Raw genomic sequence first — 23,883 nt, 5'->3', positions numbered from 1 at the left:
GCATCCGCTCAGTCGCGCGGCAGCGGAATCTCCCTGACCGCCGCGCGCGCCGCGGACGCGCGGCTCGGCCCTTGAGCGGGGGGAAGCGCGGGCAGCGCAAGCTCGTCTATCCAGGTGCGCACCAGGGCCCGCGCCTGCCCTCCGGCGATCTCGTCGACGAGGCCGAGGAAGTCGTCGCTCGTCACCGCGAGCCGGGCGAACCGGGCCGTCCACTCCCGCGTGAGGGCGAAGAAGACATCGTCGCCGATCGTCAACCGCAGCGCGTGGAGGGTGAGAGCGCCGCGCTTGTACACGCGGTCGTCGAACATGTCGTTCGCGCCGGGATCGGACAGCACCAGATCCTGCGGCAGCGTGCGGAGGTGGCGGTGATGCGCCACGGCCTTCGCCTGGGCGGAGGGCCCGCCCGAGGCTTCAGACCACAGCCATTCCGCGTAGCAGGCATAGCCCTCGTTCAGCCAGATGTCCTGCCAGCGGGCGACGCCGACGCTGTTCCCGAACCATTGATGAGCGAGCTCGTGGGCGATCAGACGGTCGCTGCCTCCCGCGCCGTCGACGTGATTGGCTCCGAAGATCGCCATGCCCTGCGCCTCGAGGGGAATCTCGAGGACGTCCGGTGTGACCACGACCTTGTACGACTCGTACGGATACGGCCCGAAGGCGGCGACGAAGGCGTCCATCATCTGCGGCAATGCGGCGAAGTCGGACCGCACCCGGGACGCGAGCGCCCGTGGGTGGAACAGCCTGCCGGGAGTCGTACCGAGATCGATCCTGTCGTCGTCGTACTGACCGATCTGCACGGTCATGAGATACGTGGCGGTCGGCACCGGTTGGTGGAAGGTCCACCGTGTGCGGCCCCGCTGCGTCGACCGCGTGGCGGCACCGCCGCTCACGACGGTGTACTCGGGGTCGGAGGTGAACTCCAGGCGATAAGTCGCCTTGTCGGAGGGGACGTCGTTGCAGGGGAACCAGGTCGGGGCTCCCGTCGGCTGCGATGCGACCAGCACGCCGTCTTCGAGTTCCTCCCACCCGAGGAGTCCCCACCGCGTGCGGCGAGGTGACGGAGCGCCGGAGTAATCGACGGTCACGGTGATCTCGTCTCCGCCGGCCCGTTCGTTCCCGAAGAGCACCTTGACCCGCCGATCGTCCTGCCGGAACGACGCAGCGCGGTCGCCGCTCACTCGCACCTTCGTCGCCTTCAGCCCGACGAGGTCGAAGGAGACGTGCTTCGCGGACTCCTGCATCCGCAGACTGATCGTCGCGGTACCCACGAGGCGGTTCGTGGTGACGCGATAGTCGATCGAGAGGTCGTAGTGCAGTACCCCGTAGCGCCGATCGCCGCTGTGCGGGGTATACGGGTCGACGGTCATGCGTCGGACGCCTGGTAGGAGCGCACCTTGACCGCGCGCCACGGGCCGATGGGGTTGCCACTCCATCGGCTGCCGATCGGCACGAACTCCCCGCGCATCACGAGCGAGGCCGGGCCCACGGTCGCATCCGCCCCGATCGTCGCCGCGGGCAGGATCACGCTGTGCGGGCCGAGGGTCGCACCGTTCTCGAGGGTCACTGCGTCGATGCTCATCACACGATCATGGAACAGATGCGTCTGAACCACACATCCGCGGTTCACCGTGGCGCCGTCCCCGAGCGTGACGAGGTCGGGCTCCGGCAGCCAGTAGCTGTCGGTCCAGACGCCCCGACCGATCTTCGCGCCGAGCGTGCGCAGCCAGATGGCGAGCGCAGGCGTGCCGGATGCGGCGTTGGCGAACCAGGGCGCGGCCACCATCTCGGTGAATGTGTCCGACACCTCCGTGCGCCAGACGAAGCTCGACCACAGCGGATGCTCTCCGGCGCGGATCGGGCCGACGATGAGCCATTTGGCCGCGGTCGTGATGACTGCGGCGATCGCGCCGGCGGCGAGCATGACCGCACTGGAGACGGCGACGGCCCACCAGAGTCCCCAGGACTCGACAGCGGCGGCGAGCGTGAGCATGACACCCAGACCGATCGCGCAGGTCACGAACACGGGGAAGATGCGGCACAGCTCCCACAGCGCTCGCGCGAGCCGGAGTCCGGCGAGCGGCCGATACGTGCGCTCGAGATCGGAGTCGTTGACCACCCGGCGAAGTCGCGCGGCGGGTGAGCCCAGCCACGACGAGCCCGCCTTCGCCTTGGGCGGCGCGACCGACAGCACGGCGACCAGTCCGTCGCGCGGCACATTGTGCCCGCCGGCGGCCATGCCGGAGTTGCCGAGGAACGCGCGCTTGCCGATGCGCGCGGCGCCCAATCGCATCCAGCCGGCCTGCAGCTCGTAGGTCGCGACCATGGTGTCGTCGGCGAGGAACGCGCCATCGGCGATGGTCGTGAGCTTCGGGATGAGCAGCACGGTCGACGCCTCGACATCGCGGCCGACATCGGCTCCGAGAGCACGGAGCCAGAGCGGGGTGGCGATGCTCGAGTACAGGGGGAAGAGGAAGGTCCTGGCAGAGTCCAGCAGGCGCTCCGTAGTCCACGCCTGCCATGCGATGCGCGAGCGCACGGGGTAGACGCCCTCGGCCAGACCGAGCCCGAGCAGACGCACGATGACGAGCACGAGGCCGGCGAAGACGAGACCTGCGATCAGCACGGCCGGCACGAGCAGGGCGAGCATTCCGGGGACCGCCGCGATCAGCGAGTCGGCGCCGCGCATTCCCAGCGCGAGCATCGACGCTCCCGCCGCCAACGAGACGATGGGAAGGATGCCCAGGAACGCCGATGACGCGGCGTACGCCCACAGCCATCGCGTGCGGCTCGGAGGACGACCGGGCGCGAAGGGGCTCGAGACGCCGCCGATGCGAGCTGCGGGTGAACCCGCCCAGCGCTGCTGAGCTCGCACGCGGCCGAAGACCGCGGACCCCGGCGCGATCTCTGCACCGCGACCGATCTTGGTGCCGGGCGCGAGAGTGCTGCGCGCGCCGATGGTCGCATCGGCGCCGATGCGGATGCCACCGATGCGTACGGTGTCGCCGTCGATCCAGTAGCCGGTGAGATCCACCTCCGGTTCGATCGACGCCCCGGCGCCGATGTCGAGCATGCCCGTGATCGGCGGAACCGTGTGCAGGTCGACGTCCTTGTGGATGCGCGCGCCGAGCGCGCGTGCGTAGTACACGACCCAGGGGGCTCCTGCGAGGCCCACCGGATCGACCTGCTGCGCGATCTGCTCGGCGAGCCACAGCCGCAGATGCACCCCGCCGCCGCGTGGGTAATCCCCCGGGCGGAGCCCGGCGAGCAGCAGACGTGCAGCGACCGCGGCGATCGTCATCTTGCCCAGGGGGGTCACGAAGATCAGCAGGCCGACGACGATCGTCCAGGCTGAGACATCGGGCAGGAAGTCGAATCCGGGGAAGAGGCGCAGGATCCAGCTCGCTGTGAGTGCGAACAGCAGCCATCGGATGCCGGTGAACACGAAGAGCGGCAGTCCGGCGATGGTCTGCACCCACTGCATGCGCCTCGGTGTGGGCGCCTGCTGGCTGAAGACGCGCTCCTGCATGTCGTCGTCTGCCTCATCGTCGACGGCATCCGCCATCTGGCGAAGCCGCGGCAGATCGTAGACGTCGGTCATCGTGAAATCGGGGGCGCGGGTGCGCAGTCGCGAGACGAGCTGTGCCGCGGCGAGCGATCCGCCGCCGAGCTGGAAGAAATCGGCGTCCTCGTCGCCGGGGCGGATGCCGAGAACGGCGAACCACTGCTCGGCGAGCCACGCCGCCGTGCCCGACAGTGAGGAGTCGCTCGCGTCGCCGGCGTCGAGGGGCCAGGGGAGTGCCGCCTTGTCGACTTTCCCGGACGTGCGCACCGGCAGGTCGTCGACGGTCGCCAGCAGCGGGATGAGGGGCGCAGGCAGGGTGTCGGCCAGCTCGCCGCGCGCCACCTGCCTGTCGAAGCCGTCGTCGGGCACCACGTAGCCGACGAGGATCGACATGCCTGTCTCGGTCTTCTGCACGACCACCGTCGCAGCCGAGACCGAGGTCAGCGACTGCAGGGCGGCCTCGACCTCGCCGAGCTCGATCCGACGTCCGCCGATCTTGACCTGGTCGTCGGCGCGACCCTGGAAGATCAGGCCCGCGGGTTCGAGACGCACGAGGTCTCCCGAGCGGTAGGCGCGGTCCCATCCGAGTGTCGGCATGGGTGCGTACTTCTCCGCGTCCTTCGCCGGGTCGAGATAGCGGGCGAGCCCCACGCCGCCGATGATGAGCTCGCCGACCTCGCCGTCGGCCACGGGGCTACCGTCGGCATCGACGACGGCGAGCGACCAGCCGTCCAGCGGCAGGCCGATGCGCACGGGACCTGTGCCATCCATGAGCGAGGCGCACGCGACGACCGTGGCCTCGGTGGGGCCGTAGGTGTTCCAGACCTCACGCCCGTCGGAGGCCAGGCGCGCGACCAGCTCGGGTGGGCACGCTTCACCGCCGAAGATCAGCAGGCGCACGTTCTCGATCGCATCCTGCGGCCACAGCGCTGCGAGCGTGGGGACGGTCGACACGACCGTGATGCCATGGCCGAGCAACCACGGGCCGAGATCCTCGCCGGAGCGGACCAGCGCCCGAGGAGCCGGAACCAGACATGCGCCATGGCCCCAGGCGAGCCACATCTCCTCGCAGGACGCGTCGAACGCCACCGAGAGCCCTGCGAGCACGCGGTCGCCGGGACCGAGCGGTGCCTCCTGCAGGAACAGACGCGCCTCGGCGTCGACGAACGCCGCCGCGGATCGATGCGAGACGGCGACGCCCTTCGGAACGCCCGTCGAACCGGAGGTGAAGATGACCCAGGCGTCGTCGTCGATCGTCGGCGGGGCGACGACCGGGATCGCGGCGGTGCTCGGGTGCGGTGTCTCGCTCGAGAACAGATCCGCGGCACCGGCGGCATCCGCGGGGAGGTAGCCCGCGTCGGTGATCGCACCGACGATGCGCGCCTCGCCGAACACGAGGTCGGCGCGCTCCTGCGGGTCGTCCGCATCGACCGGGACGTACGCCGCACCGGCCGCCATCGCCCCGAGGATCGCGATGTACAGATCGCGGTGCCCCGACGTCATCCTGATTCCGACGCGATCGCCCCGGCCGACCCCGTGCTCGCGCAGCACGGCGGCCGTGCGCCAGACGCGCGCGAGCAGCTCCGCGTAGCTCATGGCGCCCTCGGCGTCTTCGATGGCGGACGCATCGGGATGCGCACCGGTCGTCTCCCGGAGGATGTCGATCAGCGTGCGGGGGAGCGGCGCCTCGGCACGGCGGTCCAGCGCCTCCTGCACGTCAGTGCGCAAGAAGGTCGAGCAGGGCGGCCTTCGAGAGCCGCGAGTAGCCCGTGCGGCCCTGGGCGCGTGCGCGGGCGCGGAGCTGGACGAGAGTGAGCGAGTTCAGCTCTGCGGAGGCGGCGGTCGCTGTTGCGGCGGGCGCGGTGACTGCGGGCGCCGATACGGGGATCGCGGGCTTCACGACCTTCGGCTCGACGACCTTCGGCGTCGTGGCCTTCGGTGTCGTGGCCTTCGGCGTCGTGGCCTTCGGTGTCGTGACCTCGGGCTCGGACGTCGTCGCAGCGGCCTTCACCGGAGCAGCCTTCTTCGTCTTCCGCTCCGTGGCCTTCTTATCGGCTTTCGCGGCGGACGGCTTCGTGTCCTTCTTCTTCGAGTCCTTCTTCTTCGGAGTCTGCAGTCGCGCTGCGGCCTCCTGCAGCCGGTCGGTGGCAGCTGTGGCCGACTTCGCGACCTTCTTGGGCTTGTCGGCGATCTTCTTCTTCGACGCCTTCGACGCGTCCTTCACGTCCTCGACCAGCGGCTTGAGCTTCTTGGCGTCCTTCTTCGGGAGGGACTTGATCAGCTTCTTCGCATCCTTCGCGGCATCCTTCGCGGCATCGAGCGCCGCCTCCGCAGTGCGCTGTGCAGGGGTCTTCTTGGCCATGATCGGGTCTCCTCCGAATCCGGAGCGCGTCGGCTCGGGCTTTTGGGCAGAGGATACTCAGGCAAGGTGAACAATCGGTGCCGCGTCGGATGTAACACGGCTGTCATATTCGGTCACACTTGCAACACAAATGTGATCCGTTGGGGGCGGCTGGCGGCATGTTCCGCCGTGTGGCGCATGTTTAGATGTTCTCCTACCCGTCCGTGGGGAACACACCCTCGTCCTTCAGGAGCTGACATGCAGCGTCGCAACATCATCGCCGGGATCGCGCTCGCCGCGACCGCCACCCTCGCCCTCGCAGGCTGTGCGACCGGGGCAGGTGCCGGATCCGGTGAGCCGGCGGCAGGCGACGAGTACGACCTCATCGAGGCCGGCACGCTGACGGTCTGCTCCGACATCCCCTACGCGCCCTTCGAGTTCGAGGGCGGCGACAACGGCACCGGATACACCGGCTTCGACATCGACCTGCTCGACGCGATCGCCAAGGAGCTCGACCTCAAGCTCGCAGTGCAGGATGTCGGCTTCGACGCTCTGCAGTCGGGTACCACGCTCGCCGCCGGCCAGTGCGACATCGGCGCCTCCGCGATGACGATCACCGACGAGCGCAAGGCGAACATCGACTTCTCCGAGCCGTACTACGAGTCGCTGCAGTCGCTGCTCGTGCGCACGGACTCGGGCATCGAGTCGATCGACGACCTGTCGGGCAAGAACGTCGGCGTGCAGCAGGGCACCACGGGCGAGTCGTACGCGACCGAGAACGCCGAGGGCGCTCAGCTCGTGCAGTACCCCTCCGACGGTGAGCTGTGGCCCGCCATGCAGGCCGGTCAGATCGACGCGATCCTGCAGGACCAGCCGGTGAACCTCGAGCACGAGAAGGCCGACAGCGCCTACAAGATCGTCGAGGAGTACGAGACGGGCGAGTCCTACGGCTTCGCATTCGCGAAGGGCGAGAAGGATGCGCTCCGCGAGGCGATCGACGGTGCGCTGCAGGATCTGCGCGACAGCGGCGACTACCAGACGATCTACGACACCTACTTCACCGCGAAGTAATCGGCGAGTCACGTAGAGCAGGGAGACCTTGACAATGGCGTTGAGGCGCACCACGAAGAGCAAGCTGTACCGGTACACCGTCTATGTGGTGCTGATCGCGGTCGCCGTCTGGCTGATCGTCAGCACCGACTGGGCGCGGATCGCGCAGCTGTACTTCAATCCGGAGATCGCGGCGAAGATGCTCCCGGGCATCATCACGACGGCGCTCGTGAACACGCTGTGGTTCACGGCCGTCGCGTTCGCCGGCGGCCTGTTGCTCGGCGTCGTGCTGGCGCTGCTGAAGCTGTCGAGCATCGGGCCCTTCCGATGGATCGCGACGGCGTGGATCGAGCTGTTCCGCGGGCTTCCCGCGATCCTCACGATCTTCGCCATCGCCTTCATCCTGCCGATCGGACTCGGCGTGCCGGGAACGAAGCTCGGCGGACCGGTGGTGCTCGGACTGATCGGTCTGATCCTGGTGGCGTCGGCCTACATGGCCGAGACCATCAGGGCGGGCATCCAGGCGGTTCCGAAGGGGCAGACGGAGGCAGCTCGCTCGCTCGGCATGTCTCCCATGAAGACCACGTTCTGGATCGTCGTGCCCCAGGGATTCCGCATCATCATCCCGCCGCTGACCAACGAGTTCGTGCTGCTGCTGAAGGACACCTCGCTGCTCTTCGTCGCCGGGTCCTTCATCTGGTCGAAGGAGCTGACGAACTTCGCCCGTGACGCGAGCACGCAGAACGCGAACGGCACGCCACTGATCATGGCGGCGGCCCTCTACCTGATCGTCACGATCCCCCTCACGCGCTTCAGCGCGTACCTGGAACGAAGGATGTCGAGGCAGCGATGATCACCGATCTGATTGACGTCCACGCACCCGCGATCGACCTGCAGGGGCTCGTGAAGAGCTTCGGCGACAACGAGGTGCTCAAGGGCATCGACCTCACCGTCACGAAGGGCGAGGTCGTCTGCATCATCGGGCCCTCCGGTTCCGGCAAGTCGACGCTGCTGCGCTCGGTCAACCTGCTCGAGGAGCCGACCGGCGGCAAGGTGCTCATCGAGGGCATCGACATCACCGATCCCGATGTCGACATCGACCGCGTGCGCACCCGCATCGGCATGGTGTTCCAGAGCTTCAACCTGTTCCCGCACCTCGACGTGATGGGCAACCTCATGATCGCGCAGCAGCGCGTCAAGAAGCGCTCGAAGACTGAGGCCGAGCGCGTCGCCAAGGAGATGCTCGGTCGCGTCGGACTCGCCGAGAAGGCGGATGCCTTTCCCGGTCATCTCTCGGGCGGTCAGCAGCAGCGCGTCGCGATCGCGCGGGCGCTCTGCATGAACCCCGACATGATGCTGTTCGACGAGCCGACCTCGGCGCTCGACCCCGAGCTGGTGGGCGAGGTGCTGCAGGTGATGCGGTCGCTCGCCGACGAGGGCATGACCATGCTGGTCGTCACGCACGAGATGGGCTTCGCCCGCGAGGTGGGATCGCGTCTGATCTTCATGGACGGCGGCCACATCGTCGAAGAGGGCGACCCGCGCGAGGTGCTCGCCAATCCGCAGCATCCGCGGACGCAGGACTTCCTGGCTCGCGTTCTCTGAACTCGCGGTCCAACGACCGTCATCGCACGAAGACACCCTCCCGCTGAGTCAGCAGGAGGGTGTCTTCGTATGACGCGTCGGGTGGACGTCAGGCCTCGACGACCTCGGCATCCGCAGCGTTGCGGCGGACGGAATCGATGCCGTTCAATGCGGCGGACTTCGAGGAGTAGCCCTCGCTGATCGCGATGACCTCGCCGTTGCCGGACTTGAGTCGGAACCGGTACTCGCCGGACTTGTCGGTGTACAGCTCGAACCTGCCTGCCATGAGGCGTCCTTTCTCTGTGGTGTCGAGGGAGCGACGCCCTCGGGGATCACGGTATCCCGGAGTACTGGCCCAGGGAAAGAGGGCGATTCAGCCCCGAGGATGCACAGCCACGGGCTCGGGGGCCACAGCGATGCGCACCCGATCACCGAACGCCGGGTGCACTCCGGGGGAGTGCTGCAGACGCACGAGCTCACCCGATTCGGTGCGGACGAGGGTCCGGCGCATGCTGCCCAGGAACGTGCTCTCCTGCACGAGCGCGTCGGTGGCGGCATCCGCCTCCGATGCGAAGTGCACGTTCTCGGGGCGCAGGTAGACGTCGACCGGGCCGTCGGCCGGGGACTGCAGGGGCAGGCGCTGGCCCCACACCACGACATGGTCGCCCTCGGCGACGCCCGAGACGACGCTCGAGAGGCCCACGAAGGCGGCCACACCCGCCGTCGATGGCGTCGTGTAGAGCTGCTCGGGCGTTCCGATCTGCTCGATCCGACCGGAGTTCATCACGGCGATCCGGTCGGAGACGGCGAGGGCCTCCTCCTGGTCGTGCGTGACGAACACGGTGGTGATGCCGAGTCGCAGCTGGATCCGACGGATCTCGTCGCGCAGCTGCACGCGCACCTTCGCGTCGAGTGCCGAGAGAGGCTCGTCGAGCAGCAGCACCTTGGGCTCGGTCACCAGGGCGCGGGCGAGTGCCACGCGCTGCTGCTGTCCGCCGGAGAGCTGGTGCGGGAAGCGGTCGGCGAAGTCGGAGAGCCCGACGAGCGCCAGGGCGTCGAGGGCGCGCTTCGCGGCCTCCGTCTTTCCGACGCCCCGCCGACGCAATCCGAAGGCGGTGTTCTCGGCCACGCGGAGGTGCGGGAACAGCGAGTACGACTGGAAGACCATGCCGATGTCGCGCTTGTTCGTCGGCACCCGGGAGACGTCTCCGCCGTCGAGCAGCACTGCGCCGCTGTCGAGCCCTTCGAGGCCTGCGAGCACCCGCAGAAGGGTGGTCTTGCCGCACCCCGAGGGGCCCAGCAGCGACACGAACTCTCCGGGGGCGATGTCGAGGTCGACGCCGTGCAGCACGGTGGTGCCCGAGTAGCTCTTCACGATGCCCTGCAGCTGCACGCGGGTGCCCTCGCCCGCCTCGGCGAGCAGCATGTTGTCGGCGGTCTGGGGGAGTGTCATGAGCGGGCCTTTCCGGTGCCGCGAGCGACGCGGCCGATGAGGAGGAGCAGCAGGAAGACGAACAGCAGCGCCAGCAGGGTGAAGATCGCCGGGGCGTAGGGGTCCTGCTTCTGCACGACGACCATGGCCGTCTGGAACACCTGGCGGTTCAGGAGAGAGGCGATCGTGAACTCGCCGAGCACGACCGCGATCGAGATCAGCGAAGCGGCGAGCAGACCCTGACGCAGGTTCGGGGCGAGGACTTTCAGGACGACGGTCGGCCAGCCGGCGCCGAGTGAGCGAGCAGCCTCGGCGAGGGTGCGCAGGTCGGCCGCATCGATCGACGCCTGGATCGACCGGTAGGCGAAGGGCAGCACGGTGATGCCGTAGGCGAAGGCCAGTGTCCAGGTGCCGGTGCCGAGAGCACGGCCGATCTGCAGGTAGATCGGGGCGAGACCGACGACGAGCACGATCGCGGGGATCGAGATCGGCAGCAGGACGGCGAACTCGAACAGCGGTTTGAGCTTCGCGAAGCGGAGGTTCACCAAGATCATCGTCGGTGCGAGCAGCAGGAGCACGATCGCGACCGTCACCACCGCGAGGATGAGCGAGTTGCCGAGACCCATCCAGATCGGCTTGATCGCGGCGGACTTCGCCGGGTCGAACAGCGCCGCCCAGCGCTCGAACCCGAGGGAGCCATCGGTCTGGCGCAGCGTGTACAGGAAGGTCGACACGAGCGGGATCGCGAAGAACGCTCCGACGACGATGCCGATCACCCACCGGGTCACGATTGAGGGGCCGAGACGGTTCACGACTGCCACCTCGCTGCCCGGCGCTGGATGAGCGAGTACAGGGTCATCACGACTCCCACGATCACGATCATGCCGAGCGCGAGGGCGCCGGCCAGGTTCTCACGGCCGAGGACGGTCTCGCTCGTGAGCGACGCGCGGATCTGCAGGGGCACGATCTGAGACCCCTGACTGGCGAGGGCGGCGGCCGTCGCGTACGACGAGAAGGCGTTCGCGAAGAGCAGCAGCAGGCTCGCGAGGAACGAGGGGGCCAGCACAGGGATGCCGATGCGCAGCCAGAAGCTCGAGCGCGTGCCGCCGAGAGTGAGGTTCGCCTCGGCCCACTGCGGCTTGAGAGCGGCGAGGGCGGGCATGAAGGTGATCACCATCAGCGGGATCTGGAAGTAGATGTAGGGCAGGACGAGACCCGGAAGCTCGTACAGCCAGGTTCCGTTCGCGTAGATGTCGATGCCGAAGGAGTCCTGGAGGAACAGCTTGAGCACGCCCTGGATGCCGATCGTGGCGATGAACGCGAAGGCGAGCATGACGCCGCCGAACTGGGCGAGCACGCCGGCTGCGGCATCGACGGTCGAGCGCACGGCGCCGTCCGGATTCATGCCGAGCAGGGCATAGCAGACCAGAGCGCCGACGATCGCGCCGATCACCGCGGTGAGGAGCGAGAGGCCGGCGGAGTTCGCGAAGGTGTTCAGGACGACGGGATCACCGAGAGCCGAGACGTTCGACCAGGTGAAGGTGCCGTCCTTCGCGAAGAACCCGGACCCGATCGCAAGAACGGTCGGCACGGCGAGGAAGAGCAGCACATATGCCGCGAACGGCACGAGACCGAGCCATGCGATGGACGGCGCGGAGCGCTGAGCCCGCGACGACGTCGCAGGCCCAGCGCTGTGCGCTGCGGGGGAGACGGGGGCGGATGCCGACGCATCCGCCCCCGCTGCGGTGGCAGTGGTCACTGGACCGCCGCTGCCCACTTCTCGCCGAGAAGGGCGCCGGCGTCGGTCGACTGCGCCTCGGTCGGGACGACCGTCTCGCTCGGGACCTCGGGAAGGGCCGCTGCCAGGTCGGCGTCGATCGTGCCCGCGTCGGTCATGGCCTCCATGCGGGCCGGACGCGCGCCGCCCTTGAGCCACAGGTTCTGCACCTCGTCGCTGTAGAGGAACTCCTGCCACAGGCGTGCGGCCGCCGGGTTCGGGGCATCCTTGTTGATCGCCTGGTTGTAGTAGCCGGCGTAACCGGTGCCGTCGAGCACGACGACCTTCCAGTCCTTGTTGTCCGCCGTGTGCGAGGCGTTCAGGTAGTCCCAGTCGAAGACGACGGGGGTCTCGCCGCTCGCGACGGTCGCCGTGGTGACGTCGACCTTGAGCAGGTTGCCGGCCTTCTGCAGGTCGGAGAAGAAGTCGATGCCCGGCTGGAAGTCATCGAGCGTGCCGTCGGACTGCACGGTGGCGAGGCCCACGGCGGCGAAGGCCGCTCCGGCCTGCGTCGGGTCGCCGTTGATGGCGACGGCGCCCTTGTACGCGGCATCCTTCAGATCGTCGAGTGAGGCGGGAGCATCGAACTTCGAGGAGTCGTAGCCGATCGACATGTATCCGCCGTAGTCGCCGACGAAGAGACCGGTCGGCTCCTTGAGAGCGTCGGGGATATCGTCCCAGGTCTGCACCTGGTACGGAGCGAAGACGTCGGTGTTCTGCAGCGCGACCGTGAGACCGAGGTCGAACACGTCGGGTGCGGTGTCGAGGCCTTCGTTGGTCTTCGCGGCCTGGATCTCCTCGGCGCTCGAGACGTCGGGCGATGCCTCGTTGATGGTGATCTCCGGGTACTTCTCGGCGAAGAGATCGAGGATCTCGCCGTAGTTGGCCCAGTCGCGCGGAAGTGCGATGACGTTGAGCTGGCCTTCCGCCTTGGCGGCCTCCTCGAGGTCGGCGAACGAGCCGAAGTCCTCGACCGAGGTCGCGGCTGCGGCGTCGACTGCGTCGCTGCCTGCGGCGGGGGTCTCCGCACCCGTGGCGCAGGCGGTGAGGCCGAGCGCGGCGGTGGTGAACAGGGCGATGCCCGCGCCGATGCGCGCGCGGCGGTGGAAGTTCGTCATCAGGGTCCTCTCGGTGCCCGGCGCTGTGTGCCGGATTCGGGTTGCGAGAGGACACTATGAGCCGAGGGTTGCCGATCGCAGCGACCGGGGTGAACGAGAGATGTCCGGGGTGTGGCGGGTCAGCGCGCGCCGCTCAGCGGCGCGGCAGGGTGTACTTGAAACCGACGTGCGAGCCGACGTAGCCGAGACGTTCGTAGAACCGGTGCGCATCGGTGCGGGCGGCATCCGAGGTGAGCTGCACCATCGCGGTGCCGAGCGCCGGTGCCGCGTCATCGGACACCCAGCGCATCACGGCCGACCCGATGCCCGCTGAGCGCAGATCGCTGCGCACTCGCACCGCCTCGACGAGCAGGCGCCTCGCGCCCCGGCGGGCCATCCCCGGGATCGACGTGAGCTGCAGGGTGCCGACGACCAATCCGTCGAGCTCGACCACGAGCAGGTCGTTCGACGGGTCGGCGCGGATCTCGTCGAGAGCGGATGCATAGGCGGGGCGATCCTCGGCCGAGGCGACGTCGCCGCGCGCGGCGCTGATCGGGTCGTCCGAGAGCAGCGCGATGATCGCATCCGTGTCGTCGGTGACGGCTCGGCGCAGGGTCGCGGCGCCCGCTCGGGAATCGATCGAGTAGGGCAGCGGGAGAGCATCGAGCATGCGCCCAGTCTGACATCCTGGACGGATGGACATCGGCAGTGTGCTCGGGCTCGAGCAGCTCACCTGGGGCACGCTGATCCTCGTGGTCGTCGCGGCATTCGCGGCCGGATGGATCGACGCCGTCGTGGGCGGGGGCGGGCTGCTGCAGCTCCCCGCTCTGCTGTTGATCCCCGGTATCTCGCCGATCCAAGCGCTCGCGACGAACAAGCTCGCCTCCGTCTTCGGCACCGCCACAAGCAGCGTCACCTACTATCGACGCGCGAAACCCGACATCCGCACCGCTCTGCCGATGGCTGCGATCGCACTCGTCGGATCGTTCGGAGGAGCCGCCGTCGCCACAGTCCTCCCCGCCGCCGCCTTCAAGCCGATCATCGTGGTCGCTCTGCTTGCCGTCGCGCTCTTCACGGCCTTCCGCCCGCAGATGGGAGCTGCGACGCGGCTGCGCTTCAGCGGACACAAGCACCACATCATGGCGGGGCTGTCAGGTCTCGTGATCGGCTTCTACGACGGTCTGATCGGCCCCGGAACCGGCACGTTCCTGGTGATCTCGCTCGTCGCGCTGCTCGGCTACGACTTCCTGCAGGCGAGCGCGAAGGCCAAGATCGTCAACCTGGCCACGAACACCGGTGCTCTGCTGCTCTTCATCCCGCACGGCGCCGTGCTGTGGCTGCTGGGCGGGATCCTCGCGGTCGCCAACGTCGCGGGCAGCTATCTCGGTTCGCGGATGGCCATCTCTCGCGGTACGACGTTCATCCGCGTCGTGTTCCTCGTGGTGGTGGTCGCCCTCATCGCGAAGCTCGGCGTCGACGTGTGGAACGAGAACATCGCTCCGGCGCTCGCCTCGCTGCGCTGAGTATGCGAAGAGGCCCCCTCCCGCCTGAGCAGGAGAGGGCCTCGTCTTGCGAGGGTCAGGCCTCGTCGTCCTCGGGCTCGAAGTCGACGCCGGCCTCGGCGCGCTGCTCGGCCGTGATCGGAGCGGGAGCCGCGGTCAGCGGGTCGAAGCCGTTGCCGGACTTCGGGAACGCGATGACGTCGCGGATCGACTCGGTCTTCGAGAGGTGCTGGAGCACGCGGTCCATACCGAGCGCGATTCCGCCGTGGGGCGGGGCGCCGAACTTGAACGCGTCGAGCAGGAATCCGAACTGCTCCTGTGCGACCTCGTCGCTGATGCCCATGACCTCGAACACGCGCTTCTGCACGTCTTCGCGGTGGATGCGGATCGATCCGCCGCCGAGCTCCGAGCCGTTGCACACGATGTCGTACGCATAGGCGAGAGCCGAACCGGGGTCGGTGTCGAACGTGTCCTGGAACTCCGGCTTGGGGCCGGTGAACGCGTGGTGCACGGCGGTCCAGGCTCCGGCGCCGACGGCGACGTCACCGGATGCGACGGCATCCGCTGCCGGCTCGAACATCGGAGCGTCGACGACCCAGGTGAAGGCGAACTCGTCGGGGCTCAGCAGGCCGAGGCGGCGGCCGATCTCGACGCGGGCGGCGCCGAGGAGCGCACGGCTCTCTTTCGTCGACCCTGCAGCGAAGAACACGCAGTCGCCGGCGGATGCGCCGACGAACTCCGCGAGCCCTGCCTGCTCAGCTTCGGAGAGGTTCTTGGCGGCGGGGCCGCCGAGCGAACCGTCCTCGTTGAAGAGCACGTAGGCGAGACCGCGGGCACCGCGCTGCTTGGCCCAGTCCTGCCATGCGTCGAGCTGCTTGCGGGGCTGGCTCGCGCCGCCCGGCATGACGACGGCACCGACGTACTCGGCCTGGAAGACGCGGAACGGGGTGTTCTTGAAGTACTCGGTCGCCTCGACGAGCTCGAGTCCGAACCGCAGGTCGGGCTTGTCGGACCCGTACTTGGCCATCGCCTCGGCGTAGGTCATGCGCGGCAGCGGGGTCTGCACCTCGACGCCGATCGTCTTCCACATCGCCTGGATGAGGGACTCCATCAGCGTGATGACGTCTTCCTGGTCGACGAAGCTCATCTCGATGTCGAGCTGCGTGAACTCCGGCTGGCGGTCGGCGCGGAAGTCCTCATCGCGGTAGCAGCGGGCGATCTGGTAGTACTTCTCGACGCCGCCGACCATGAGCAGCTGCTTGAAGAGCTGCGGCGACTGCGGCAGCGCGTACCAGCTGCCGGGGTGCAGGCGAGCGGGCACGACGAAGTCGCGGGCGCCTTCGGGCGTCGAGCGGGTGAGCGTCGGCGTCTCGACCTCGGTGAAGTCCTCGCCGTGCAGCACGTCGCGGACGGCCTTGTAGACGTTCGAGCGCAGGCGCAGAGCGGATGCCGCGGCGGGGCGCCGCAGGTCGAGGTAGCGGTACTTGAGGCGGGCCTCCTCGCCGACCGTCTCGGTGTCGGCGACAGCCGTCGACACCTGGAACGGCAGGGGAGCGGACTCGTTCAGCACCTCGACGTCGGTCGCGATGAGCTCGATGTCGCCGGTCGGCAGGTTCGGGTTCGCGTTGCCCTCGGGGCGACGCGACACCTCGCCGGTGACCTTGAGGACGAACTCGTTGCGCAGCGGATGCGCGACCTCTTCATCACGGATGACGACCTGGGCGATCCCAGACGCATCCCGAAGATCGATGAATGCGACTCCTCCGTGATCACGACGGCGATCGACCCAACCCGAGAGGGTGACGGTCTGACCGATATGCTCGGCTCGCAGTGAGCCTGCCGAGTGGGTGCGAAGCACGGAGGATTCCTCCTGATCTGGGAAATGATGAACCCGCCCATTCTACGTGCGCGGGTGTCGCCTCCTTCGCCCGCGGCATATCGCTCAGTAGGATCGCCACGACAGCCGCTCGACCAGCGAAAGGGTCACCATGGACTCCAACGGCATCTCGGATCTGTACACCCAGATCTTCTCCGGCACGACGGGCCTCATCACGCTCGCCTTCTACGTCCTCGTCGTCATCGGCCTGTGGAAGGTGTTCACGAAGGCGGGATACCCCGGCATCCTGGCGATCATCCCCATCGTCAACATCGTGTTCCTCGTGAAGATCGCCGGGATGTCGGGCTGGCTCGCGCTGCTCTACATCATCCCGATCGTGGGCTTCATCTTCGGGATCATCGTCGCGATCAAACTCGGCGAGCGGTTCGGAAAGGGAGGGTTCTTCTCGTTCTTCCTCCTGTTCGTCTTCCCCTACATCGGGTATCTGATCATCGGCTTCGGCGAGTCCCGCTACCGCCAGGTCTGAGATGGCGGCGTCGCGACTGCACCTCGTCCGCCACGGTGAGGTGCACAACCCGAAGCGCGTCCTCTACGGTCGGCTGCCCGACTATCACCTGAGCAGGGCAGGTCGGAAGATGGCCCAGGCGGCCGCCGACCACGTCGCCTCGCTCGAGAGACAGGTCACCGCGCTGTACTCCTCTCCCTTGGAGCGCGCGCAGGAGTCGGCCGAACCCTTCGCCTCCGGCTTCGATCTGGTGCCCGAGATCGACATCCGCATCATCGAGCCGACGAACGTGTTCGAGGGCACGCAGATGCGCCGCTCGCTGATGAACCCGCTCAACTGGTGGCATCTGCGGCAGCCGGCGCTGCCCAGCTGGGGTGAGCCGTACACGTCGATCGCGGAGCGGATGCTGGGCGCGATGGGTGAGGCCTGGCAGACCGCGAGCGGCGGTGACGTCGTGATGGTGTCGCATCAGGCGCCGATCTGGATCACACACCTCAGGGTCGCGGGCCTGCCGCTCCGGCATGATCCGCGCACCCGGCGCTGCGCGCTGTCGAGCGTCACGTCGTTCGAGCTCGTGGGTGACGTGTGGCGCGAGGTCGCATACGCCGAGCCTGCGGCGACCGGCGGCGCGGTCGACGTCGGAGCGGTCTGACCGCTCCGCATCCGCCGCTCAGGGTCAGCTGGTCATGAGCGACTGAATGACCCCGACTGCTGCGATCTGACCGGCGGCGGCCGCCAGCAGCACGGACGCCATCGGCCCCGGCAGCGATGCGCGATGGGCGAGATCGCCTGCGGCGAAGATGCCGGGCAGCGAGGTGCGCCCGAAGTCGTCGATCTCGATCGATCCCGACGGCAGCATCTGCAGTCCGAGCTGGTCGGCGAAGGGGGCGCGGTGCCGCATCGAGCCCGCCGCCACGAAGACGCCGGCGACGGTCTGCTCGCCGGAATCCGTCGTGATGCGCACGCCGTCGGCGTCCGGGGCCACTGCGGTCACCGTCTCGACGCTGACGCGGGCCCCCAGCGCCTCGAGCGTCTGGGCCTCTTCGGCCGAGAAGCCCTGGTCGACGGGGAAGACGGTGATGTCCGAGACGATGCGTCCGAGGAGACCGATCAGGTGCTCGGCGCGGGGAGCCGGACCGAGGATGCCGATGGAGCGGCCCGCATGCTCGTGACCGTCGCAGAACGGGCAGCTGAAGGCTTTGGTGCCCCACAGCTCCTGCAGCCCCGGCAGTGGGGGGAGGTCGTCGGCGACTCCGGTGGCGAGAATCACGTGGCGCGCGTCGACCGCATCCCCGTCCGCGAGCAGGACGCCGTATCCGCCCTCGATAGCGGTGACGGTCTGCGCGCCGATGTCGCGGATCTCGACGTCGGAGTACTCGGCGAGCTGCGCCCTGGCCGTCTCTCGGAACTCGGCCGGAGGAGTGCCGTCGTTCGCGACCACGTTGTGCATGTGCCGCACCGTGCCGTTGCGGTACTCGCCGGAGTCGAGCAGCAGGGTGCTCCGGTGCATCCGTCCGAGTGTCAGTGCCGCCTGCAGGCCGGCGGGGCCTGCGCCGATGACGATCGCGTCGTACATGTGGGGTCCTCCCGAGGGGTCGCGCTTGCGTTCGTCCCCAGTCTGTGACTTCATGTCAACATGAAGTCAAGTGTCGAGAGCCCCTGGTCTGTCGGAGAGGTCGCGGCACGCTTCGAGCTGCCGACCAACGTGCTGCGGCACTGGGAGACGGTCGGTCTGCTGCGACCCGCTCGCGACTCTGCGGGCCGGCGACGCTACGGGCAGGACGAGGTCGTGCGCATCGCGGTGATCCAGCGCAGCAAGGCGGCGGGCATGACGCTCGACCAGATCGCCGTGCTCCTCGACGACGGGAGTGCCGGGCGTCACGAGGTGCTGCAGCAGCATCTCGATGATCTCGACAGGCGGATGGAGGACATGCGTCGTTCCCGCGAGATGACCGAGCATGCGATGGGATGCCGCTCGCACGACATCGCCACCTGCCCTCGGTTCCGCGCGAGTGTGGACGACGTGCTGGCACGCCTCTGACCGGTGTTCTGCGGCCCTCGGGCGTCCGGCCCATGCATAGGAACCCCTGCGTAAACTGGGAATCGTGCCACTCGCCTCGACGGTTCGTCCGATCCGCAGCGGCCGCTCCTCCCGCATCCGGCCTTCTCGCCGCGCGGTCGGTGTCGCGCTCGCCGCGGTACTCGCCATCGGTTTGAGCGCCTGCGCTCCCGACCCCGTGAACGATTCGTTCCTCAGCGGTGACAACCCGGGCTACGTGGCCGCAGACGGAGCGATCGTCGAGATCCCCGTCGCAGACCGCGGTGAGCCGGTCGCCGAGTTCGGCGGCGTCACCGAGAACGGTGAGGACTTCTCGAGCTCGGAGCTCGCAGGCAAGGTCACGGTCGTCAACTTCTGGTACGCCGGTTGCGCGCCGTGCCGCGTCGAGGCGGAAGACCTCGAGAGCGTGTGGCAGCAGCACGGAGGCGACGATGTCGCGTTCCTGGGCATCAACACCCGCGACCAGGCCGACACCGCCAAGGCCTTCTCCGCCGAGTTCGGCGTCACGTACCCGAGCCTGATCGACGTCGACACGGCCGAGGCGAAGCTCGCCTTCTCGTCCTCCGTGCCGATCCAGGCGACACCGACCACCCTCGTGCTCGACAAGCAGGGCAGGGTCGCCGCGCGAATCATCGGCCCGATCGACGGCACCTCGATCCTCTCGACGCTCGTCAAGGACGCCCTCGCGGAGGACTCGTGAGTCTCTCGGGAGCGGCGTGAACCCCGAAGCCATCATCGGATCGGGAGCCCTCTGGCTCGCGATCCCGGTCGCGATGCTCGCCGGCCTCGTCTCCTTCCTGTCGCCGTGCGTTCTGCCGCTGGTTCCGGGCTACCTCGGATTCCTCGGGGGAGCGGTCGCTCCGCGCCGCGCGGTGGACACCGCAGACGGCACCGCCGTCTCGACGGTCGAGGCCCCCGCTCGCAGTCGACTGGTGCTCGGCGTGCTGCTCTTCATCCTGGGCTTCACCGTCGTCTTCGTCCTCTACACGGTGCTCAGCGGCACGTTCGGGGTCTTCTTCATCCGCTGGGGTGATCTGATCACCCGCATCCTCGGCGCTTTCATCATCGTCATGGGCCTGATCTTCCTGGGTGCCTTCGGGTTCGCGCAGCGAGAGATCCGCTTCCACGTCGACTCCAAGGTGGGCATCATCGGCGCCCCGCTGTTGGGAGTCGCCCTCGGAATCGGCTGGGCGCCGTGCATGGGACCGACCCTCGGCGCGATCATCGCGCTCTCGTTCAACGCCGGCGACCCGGTGCGCGCCGGGTTCCTCGGCCTCGCCTACTCGCTCGGCCTCGGCATCCCGTTCCTGCTCGTCGCGCTCGGATTCGGGTGGGCCACGAAGACGATCGGATTCCTCCGTCGGCACATCCGCGTCGTGAACATCATCGGCGGCGTGCTGCTGATCGTGCTCGGTGTGCTGATGGTGACCGGTCTGTGGACCGACATCATGTCGAGACTGACGGCGGTGATCAGCAGTGTCCCCCTCCCGTTCTGATCAGAAGAAGACGCATCGGAAGGATGACGTGAGCAGCACTACCGACAGGTCCAGCGATCCGCTCCGACCGTCAGACCACGTCGACGGCGAGGAGTCGATCACGCAGCCCCGCCTCGGCTTCGTGGGCTGGCTGCGCTGGGGCTGGCGTCAGCTGACCTCGATGCGCACCGCGCTGATCCTGCTCCTCGTGCTCGCGATCGCCGCGATTCCCGGCTCGATCTTCCCGCAGCGGATGGCCGACCCGAACGGTGTCACGCAGTGGGAGCGCGACAACCCCGATCTCTTCCCGGTCCTCGACGGCCTGAAGCTGTTCGACGTCTACCTGTCGCCGTGGTTCTCGGCCATCTACCTGCTCCTGTTCGCCTCTCTCGTGGGTTGCGTCATCCCGCGCATCAAGCACCACGCCAAGGCCCTGCAGGCACGACCGCCGCGCACTCCCGCGCGTCTGAAGCGACTCGCCGATTTCCGCGCGGTCGAGCGCACATCGACGGATGCTCCGGCCGAGGCCGCAGCGTCGATCGACATCGCGCAGAAGCAGCTCAAAGCCCTCGGGTACCGCGTCGAGCGCTATGACGACAAGCGATCGTCGTCGGTCTCGGCCGAGCGCGGCTACTGGCGCGAGACCGGCAACCTCCTCTTCCACCTCGCGCTCGTCGGCGTGCTCATCACGGTCGGCGTCGGTGGCGGATTCGCCTACACGGGTCAGCGCGTGCTGGTCGAGGGCGAGACCTTCGCGAACACCCTGCTCGACTACGACTCGATGAACCGCGGACGCTTCGTGAGCGACGGCGCACTCGCGCCGTACTCGATGCGTCTCGACAGCTTCGACGTCACCTACCAGCCGTTCGGCGAGCCCGGATCGGGGCAGGCGGGCGACTTCTCGGCCAACGTCACGGTGCAGGAGAACGGTGAGGAACGCACCGGGTCGGTCAAGGTGAACGAGCCGCTCGGGGTCGCCGACGACAACGTGTTCCTGCTCGGCAACGGCTACGCGCCGACCGTCACCGTGCGCAACGCCGACGGTGACGTCGTGTTCACCAACAGCACGCCGTTCCTGCCGCAGGACAACAACATGACCTCGTTGGGCGTCATCAAGATCCCCGACGGCCTCAGCGAGCAGGTCGGCCTGGTCGGCTTCTTCTACCCGACCACGGCGGCGCTCGACACCGGCGCCTTCGTCTCGGGCTTCCCGGAGCTGACGAACCCCACTCTCACGCTCGACGTGTACACGGGCGACCTCGGCATCAATGAGGGCATCCCGCGGTCGGTCTACGTGCTCGACACGACCGGCATGACGAAGGTCACGGGGCGCACGACCGACCTCGAGTCGATCGAGCTCACCCCCGGACAGACCGCCGACCTGCCGAACGGCCTCGGGACCGTCACCTTCGAGGACGAGTCTCCGGCGGGCGCCACCGACGCCTCGCAGTCGGTCAAGCGATTCGCCTCGCTGCAGATCCACCGCGATGCCTCCGGACCCTGGGTGCTCGGCTTCGCGCTGCTCGCCCTCGGCGGCCTGATGCTCGCGCTGTTCATCCCTCGCCGCCGTGTGTGGGTCAAGGCGACGGCCGCCGACGGCGCCGTCTCGATCGAGTACGCCGGTCTCGCGCGAGGTGAGGACCCGACGCTCGCAACGGCCGTCGACGACCTCGTGGCCGGTCACGCCCGACTGCTCGACGCGGCGGGAGTGACCACGGCTGTGCCCGAGCCTGAAGAGGCCGAGGAGTCCGCGGATGCCGAGGAGCCCGCGGCTCTCTCCGAGGAGCCCGAGATCGAGCCCGGCACGACACCTGAGACCGAATCCGAGGGCGACCCCGACCGCCCCGCATCCGACATCCCGAAAGTAGACTGACATCATGTTCGACCTCGAAGTGATCTCGCCGATCCTGCTGTGGACGGCGATCGCGATCTACGCGGCGGCCTTCGTGGCCTTCGCCTTCGATCTCGCCCGCCGGTCGCAGCTGTCGGCCGACTCGGCGAGCGTTCGCGAGTTCGAGCTCGTCGGTGCCGGCGCTGCCGCACGCGGGGGCAAGACCGCGAAGGGCGCCGCTGCGGCATCCGACTCCGACGCCGCCCCGCAGCGATTCGTGATGGCCCGGATCGGCACCTCGCTGACGGTCCTGGCATTCGTCTTCCACCTCGCGGCGACCCTGACCCGCGGTTTCGCCGCAGGACGTGTGCCGTGGGCGAACCTGTACGAGTTCGCGATGATGGGCACGCTCCTGATCGTCGCGGTGTTCCTCGTGGTGCTCACACGCATCGACCTGCGCTTCCTCGGCACGTTCATCACGGGCCTCGTCGTGATCCTCCTCGGACTCGCCGCCACGAACTTCTACGTCGACGTGTCGCCGCTGATGGACCCGCTCAAGAGCGTGTGGCTCGTGATCCACGTCTTCGTCGCGTCGCTGGGCACCGCGTTCTTCGCTCTCGCGTTCTCACTCTCGGTGATCCAGCTGATGCAGTCCCGCCGTGAGCGCCTGATCTCCGAGGGCGCCGAGAAGACCGGCCCCGGGTTCCTGCGCACGTTCCCGGGTTCCGACCGCCTCGAGAGCATGGCCTACCGGTTCACGATCATCGGGTTCATCCTCTGGACGTTCACCCTCATCGCCGGATCCATCTGGGCCTACTACGCCTGGAGCCGGTTCTGGGGCTTCGACGTGAAGGAGACCTGGACGTTCGTCATCTGGGTGCTCTACGCCGGATACATCCACGCCCGTGCGACGCGCGGCTGGCGCGGCAACCCCTCGGCGTGGCTCGCGATCGTCGGCTTCTCGGCCGTGCTCTTCAACTTCACGATCGTGAACGTGTTCTTCAAGGGTCTGCACGCCTACTCGGGCCTCAGCTAGACAGCCCGGCCGGCCAGCAGCCGACCCCGGTTCACCGGAACGAGCGGAGCCCGAAGGGGATCACCTCGGAGTGCTCGACGCCGTCTTCGTACCAGACGAACTCGGCTTCGGAGATGGTCTCTGCGGGGCGCTTGCTCAGTGATCGGCGCGACTTGTGTGACAGCTCGGTCCAGGCGGCGACCGACAGGGTCTTCGCGTAGATCACCGAGAGGTGGAAAGTCCACTCCGCGGTGCTGCGCTCATCGAGGCGACGGAAGTCGGTGGCCTCGAGCGCCGCGCTGAGGTTGTCATAGGCGGAGACGAGCGACGAGGTGCGCGTCAATCGCAGGATCACAGTCTGCCACGGCGTCGGGAACACATCGACGGCCTCGGCGACGACCTCGATCGGACGCTGCGCCACCGCCCATTCGCGGATCAGGGAGAGCAGCTCGTCGCGCCTCTCGGGCTCGTAGAAGGCGCGGAGCGTGACGTGCTCGGTGTGCGGGTGCGGGGCGTCCATCCGGCCGAGCGCGGACCTCTGTTCGGCGCGGTAGACGTCGGAGACGGCCCTCGTCGGGCGCAGCACGAGGTACTGCTGCCCTTCCAGCGAAGCGAGCTGGGTGGGCGAGGTCATGAAGGGGCGGCGCATCTCCTGATCGTACGTGCGTCGGGAGAGGGCTGAGTACCGCATCCGGTGCGGCGGGCACGGAATCGGAGCGCATACGCCACGCGCCGCCCATCGAGGACGATGCGCGGCGCGTGAGCGGGTGGCGTCCGAAGCGGTGCTCGGCTGAGGTCCGAAACGGTGCCCGGAGG

23 protein-coding genes are annotated in these 23,883 nt (G+C 68.2%); 11 read left to right on the top strand and 12 right to left on the bottom strand.

The window, feature by feature from the left end; translation table 11 throughout:
- Nucleotides 1-8: 8 nt before the first annotated feature.
- The 3 genes from OD997_RS16695 to OD997_RS16685 are packed head-to-tail and all read right to left on the bottom strand — an operon-like array spanning nucleotide 9 to nucleotide 5,924.
- Entirely contained in the window at nucleotides 9-1,367 is a 1,359-nt protein-coding gene (locus OD997_RS16695) for a M1 family metallopeptidase (RefSeq protein WP_434332687.1), read from the bottom strand.
- Nucleotides 1,364-5,290, bottom strand: coding sequence for a Pls/PosA family non-ribosomal peptide synthetase (locus tag OD997_RS16690; RefSeq protein WP_434332686.1), 3,927 nt, complete (start codon nucleotides 5,288-5,290; stop codon nucleotides 1,364-1,366). The genes OD997_RS16695 and OD997_RS16690 overlap by 4 nt, the downstream gene beginning before the upstream one ends.
- Nucleotides 5,280-5,924, bottom strand: a complete 645-nt coding sequence (locus tag OD997_RS16685) for a hypothetical protein (protein ID WP_434332685.1) — start codon at nucleotides 5,922-5,924, stop codon at nucleotides 5,280-5,282. Before OD997_RS16685 ends, OD997_RS16690 begins: the two co-directional genes overlap by 11 nt.
- Nucleotides 5,925-6,161: 237 nt before the next feature.
- Here OD997_RS16685 and OD997_RS16680 point away from each other — a divergent pair, with 237 nt between their 5' ends.
- The 3 genes from OD997_RS16680 to OD997_RS16670 are packed head-to-tail and all read left to right on the top strand — an operon-like array spanning nucleotide 6,162 to nucleotide 8,558.
- A complete protein-coding gene (locus OD997_RS16680; RefSeq protein WP_056309442.1) occupies nucleotides 6,162-6,974 on the top strand; it encodes a transporter substrate-binding domain-containing protein in 813 nt (270 codons plus the stop codon).
- A 34-nt stretch (nucleotides 6,975-7,008) separates the two neighbouring features.
- Entirely contained in the window at nucleotides 7,009-7,806 is a 798-nt protein-coding gene (locus OD997_RS16675; protein ID WP_434332684.1) for an amino acid ABC transporter permease, read from the top strand.
- Nucleotides 7,803-8,558 (top strand): amino acid ABC transporter ATP-binding protein, encoded by a 756-nt coding sequence (locus tag OD997_RS16670; protein ID WP_434332683.1) that lies wholly within the window; start codon nucleotides 7,803-7,805, stop codon nucleotides 8,556-8,558. The genes OD997_RS16675 and OD997_RS16670 overlap by 4 nt, the downstream gene beginning before the upstream one ends.
- A gap of 88 nt (nucleotides 8,559-8,646) precedes the next feature.
- Here OD997_RS16670 and OD997_RS16665 read toward each other — a convergent pair whose 3' ends face one another.
- The 6 genes from OD997_RS16665 to OD997_RS16640 form a co-directional block, all read right to left on the bottom strand.
- Nucleotides 8,647-8,823 (bottom strand): YegP family protein, encoded by a 177-nt coding sequence (locus tag OD997_RS16665; RefSeq protein WP_434332682.1) that lies wholly within the window; start codon nucleotides 8,821-8,823, stop codon nucleotides 8,647-8,649.
- Nucleotides 8,824-8,910: 87 nt separating this feature from the next.
- A complete protein-coding gene (locus OD997_RS16660; RefSeq protein WP_434332681.1) occupies nucleotides 8,911-9,990 on the bottom strand; it encodes an ABC transporter ATP-binding protein in 1,080 nt (359 codons plus the stop codon).
- Nucleotides 9,987-10,781: an ABC transporter permease gene (locus tag OD997_RS16655; RefSeq protein ID WP_434332680.1), complete on the bottom strand. Its 795-nt coding sequence runs from the start codon at nucleotides 10,779-10,781 to the stop codon at nucleotides 9,987-9,989. The genes OD997_RS16660 and OD997_RS16655 overlap by 4 nt, the downstream gene beginning before the upstream one ends.
- Nucleotides 10,778-11,728 carry an ABC transporter permease gene (locus tag OD997_RS16650; RefSeq protein ID WP_434332679.1) on the bottom strand — a complete coding sequence of 317 codons (951 nt, stop codon included), beginning with the start codon at nucleotides 11,726-11,728 and terminating at the stop codon, nucleotides 10,778-10,780. The genes OD997_RS16655 and OD997_RS16650 overlap by 4 nt, the downstream gene beginning before the upstream one ends.
- On the bottom strand, nucleotides 11,725-12,864 hold the full coding sequence (locus OD997_RS16645) for an ABC transporter substrate-binding protein (protein WP_434332678.1): 1,140 nt from the start codon (nucleotides 12,862-12,864) through the stop codon (nucleotides 11,725-11,727). The genes OD997_RS16650 and OD997_RS16645 overlap by 4 nt, the downstream gene beginning before the upstream one ends.
- Nucleotides 12,865-12,997: 133 nt before the next feature.
- Complete coding sequence (locus OD997_RS16640) at nucleotides 12,998-13,513, bottom strand: GNAT family N-acetyltransferase (RefSeq protein WP_434332677.1); 516 nt, start codon at nucleotides 13,511-13,513, stop codon at nucleotides 12,998-13,000.
- Nucleotides 13,514-13,538: 25 nt separating this feature from the next.
- On the opposite strand from OD997_RS16640, the gene OD997_RS16635 reads away from it, so the two are divergent.
- On the top strand, nucleotides 13,539-14,366 hold the full coding sequence (locus tag OD997_RS16635; protein ID WP_215169286.1) for a sulfite exporter TauE/SafE family protein: 828 nt from the start codon (nucleotides 13,539-13,541) through the stop codon (nucleotides 14,364-14,366).
- Nucleotides 14,367-14,421: 55 nt separating this feature from the next.
- Here the strand turns inward: OD997_RS16635 and aspS are convergent, their stop codons facing one another.
- The gene (gene aspS, locus OD997_RS16630) at nucleotides 14,422-16,203 is read right to left on the bottom strand and encodes an aspartate--tRNA ligase (RefSeq protein ID WP_434332676.1); all 1,782 of its coding nucleotides are present in this window, start codon (nucleotides 16,201-16,203) and stop codon (nucleotides 14,422-14,424) included.
- A gap of 130 nt (nucleotides 16,204-16,333) precedes the next feature.
- On the opposite strand from aspS, the gene OD997_RS16625 reads away from it, so the two are divergent.
- Both OD997_RS16625 and OD997_RS16620 read left to right on the top strand, forming a co-directional pair.
- Nucleotides 16,334-16,708, top strand: coding sequence for a DUF5684 domain-containing protein (locus OD997_RS16625; RefSeq protein WP_434332675.1), 375 nt, complete (start codon nucleotides 16,334-16,336; stop codon nucleotides 16,706-16,708).
- 1 nt (nucleotide 16,709) lies between these two features.
- Complete coding sequence (locus OD997_RS16620; RefSeq protein WP_434332674.1) at nucleotides 16,710-17,339, top strand: histidine phosphatase family protein; 630 nt, start codon at nucleotides 16,710-16,712, stop codon at nucleotides 17,337-17,339.
- A gap of 24 nt (nucleotides 17,340-17,363) precedes the next feature.
- Here the strand turns inward: OD997_RS16620 and OD997_RS16615 are convergent, their stop codons facing one another.
- Entirely contained in the window at nucleotides 17,364-18,317 is a 954-nt protein-coding gene (locus tag OD997_RS16615) for an NAD(P)/FAD-dependent oxidoreductase (protein WP_434332673.1), read from the bottom strand.
- 6 nt (nucleotides 18,318-18,323) lie between these two features.
- Here OD997_RS16615 and OD997_RS16610 point away from each other — a divergent pair, with 6 nt between their 5' ends.
- The 5 genes from OD997_RS16610 (at nucleotide 18,324) to ccsB (ending at nucleotide 23,088) form a co-directional block, all read left to right on the top strand.
- Nucleotides 18,324-18,728: a MerR family transcriptional regulator gene (locus OD997_RS16610; protein WP_434332672.1), complete on the top strand. Its 405-nt coding sequence runs from the start codon at nucleotides 18,324-18,326 to the stop codon at nucleotides 18,726-18,728.
- 64 nt (nucleotides 18,729-18,792) lie between these two features.
- Nucleotides 18,793-19,446, top strand: coding sequence for a TlpA family protein disulfide reductase (locus OD997_RS16605; protein WP_434332671.1), 654 nt, complete (start codon nucleotides 18,793-18,795; stop codon nucleotides 19,444-19,446).
- A gap of 16 nt (nucleotides 19,447-19,462) precedes the next feature.
- Nucleotides 19,463-20,242 carry a cytochrome c biogenesis CcdA family protein gene (locus tag OD997_RS16600; RefSeq protein WP_434332670.1) on the top strand — a complete coding sequence of 260 codons (780 nt, stop codon included), beginning with the start codon at nucleotides 19,463-19,465 and terminating at the stop codon, nucleotides 20,240-20,242.
- Nucleotides 20,243-20,270: 28 nt separating this feature from the next.
- A complete protein-coding gene (resB, locus tag OD997_RS16595; protein ID WP_434332669.1) occupies nucleotides 20,271-22,094 on the top strand; it encodes a cytochrome c biogenesis protein ResB in 1,824 nt (607 codons plus the stop codon).
- Nucleotides 22,095-22,098: 4 nt separating this feature from the next.
- Nucleotides 22,099-23,088 (top strand): c-type cytochrome biogenesis protein CcsB, encoded by a 990-nt coding sequence (gene ccsB, locus OD997_RS16590; protein ID WP_434332668.1) that lies wholly within the window; start codon nucleotides 22,099-22,101, stop codon nucleotides 23,086-23,088.
- A gap of 31 nt (nucleotides 23,089-23,119) precedes the next feature.
- Here the strand turns inward: ccsB and OD997_RS16585 are convergent, their stop codons facing one another.
- Entirely contained in the window at nucleotides 23,120-23,716 is a 597-nt protein-coding gene (locus OD997_RS16585) for a 2'-5' RNA ligase family protein (RefSeq protein ID WP_434332667.1), read from the bottom strand.
- Between the last annotated feature and the right edge of the window lie 167 nt (nucleotides 23,717-23,883).

Origin of the sequence: Microbacterium sp. CGR1 (genome assembly GCF_051062835.1) — a bacterium.
Lineage (GTDB): Bacteria > Actinomycetota > Actinomycetes > Actinomycetales > Microbacteriaceae > Microbacterium.
The sequence above is the reverse complement of the archived record's forward strand: the minus strand, read 5'-3'. Positions and strand labels throughout refer to the sequence as shown.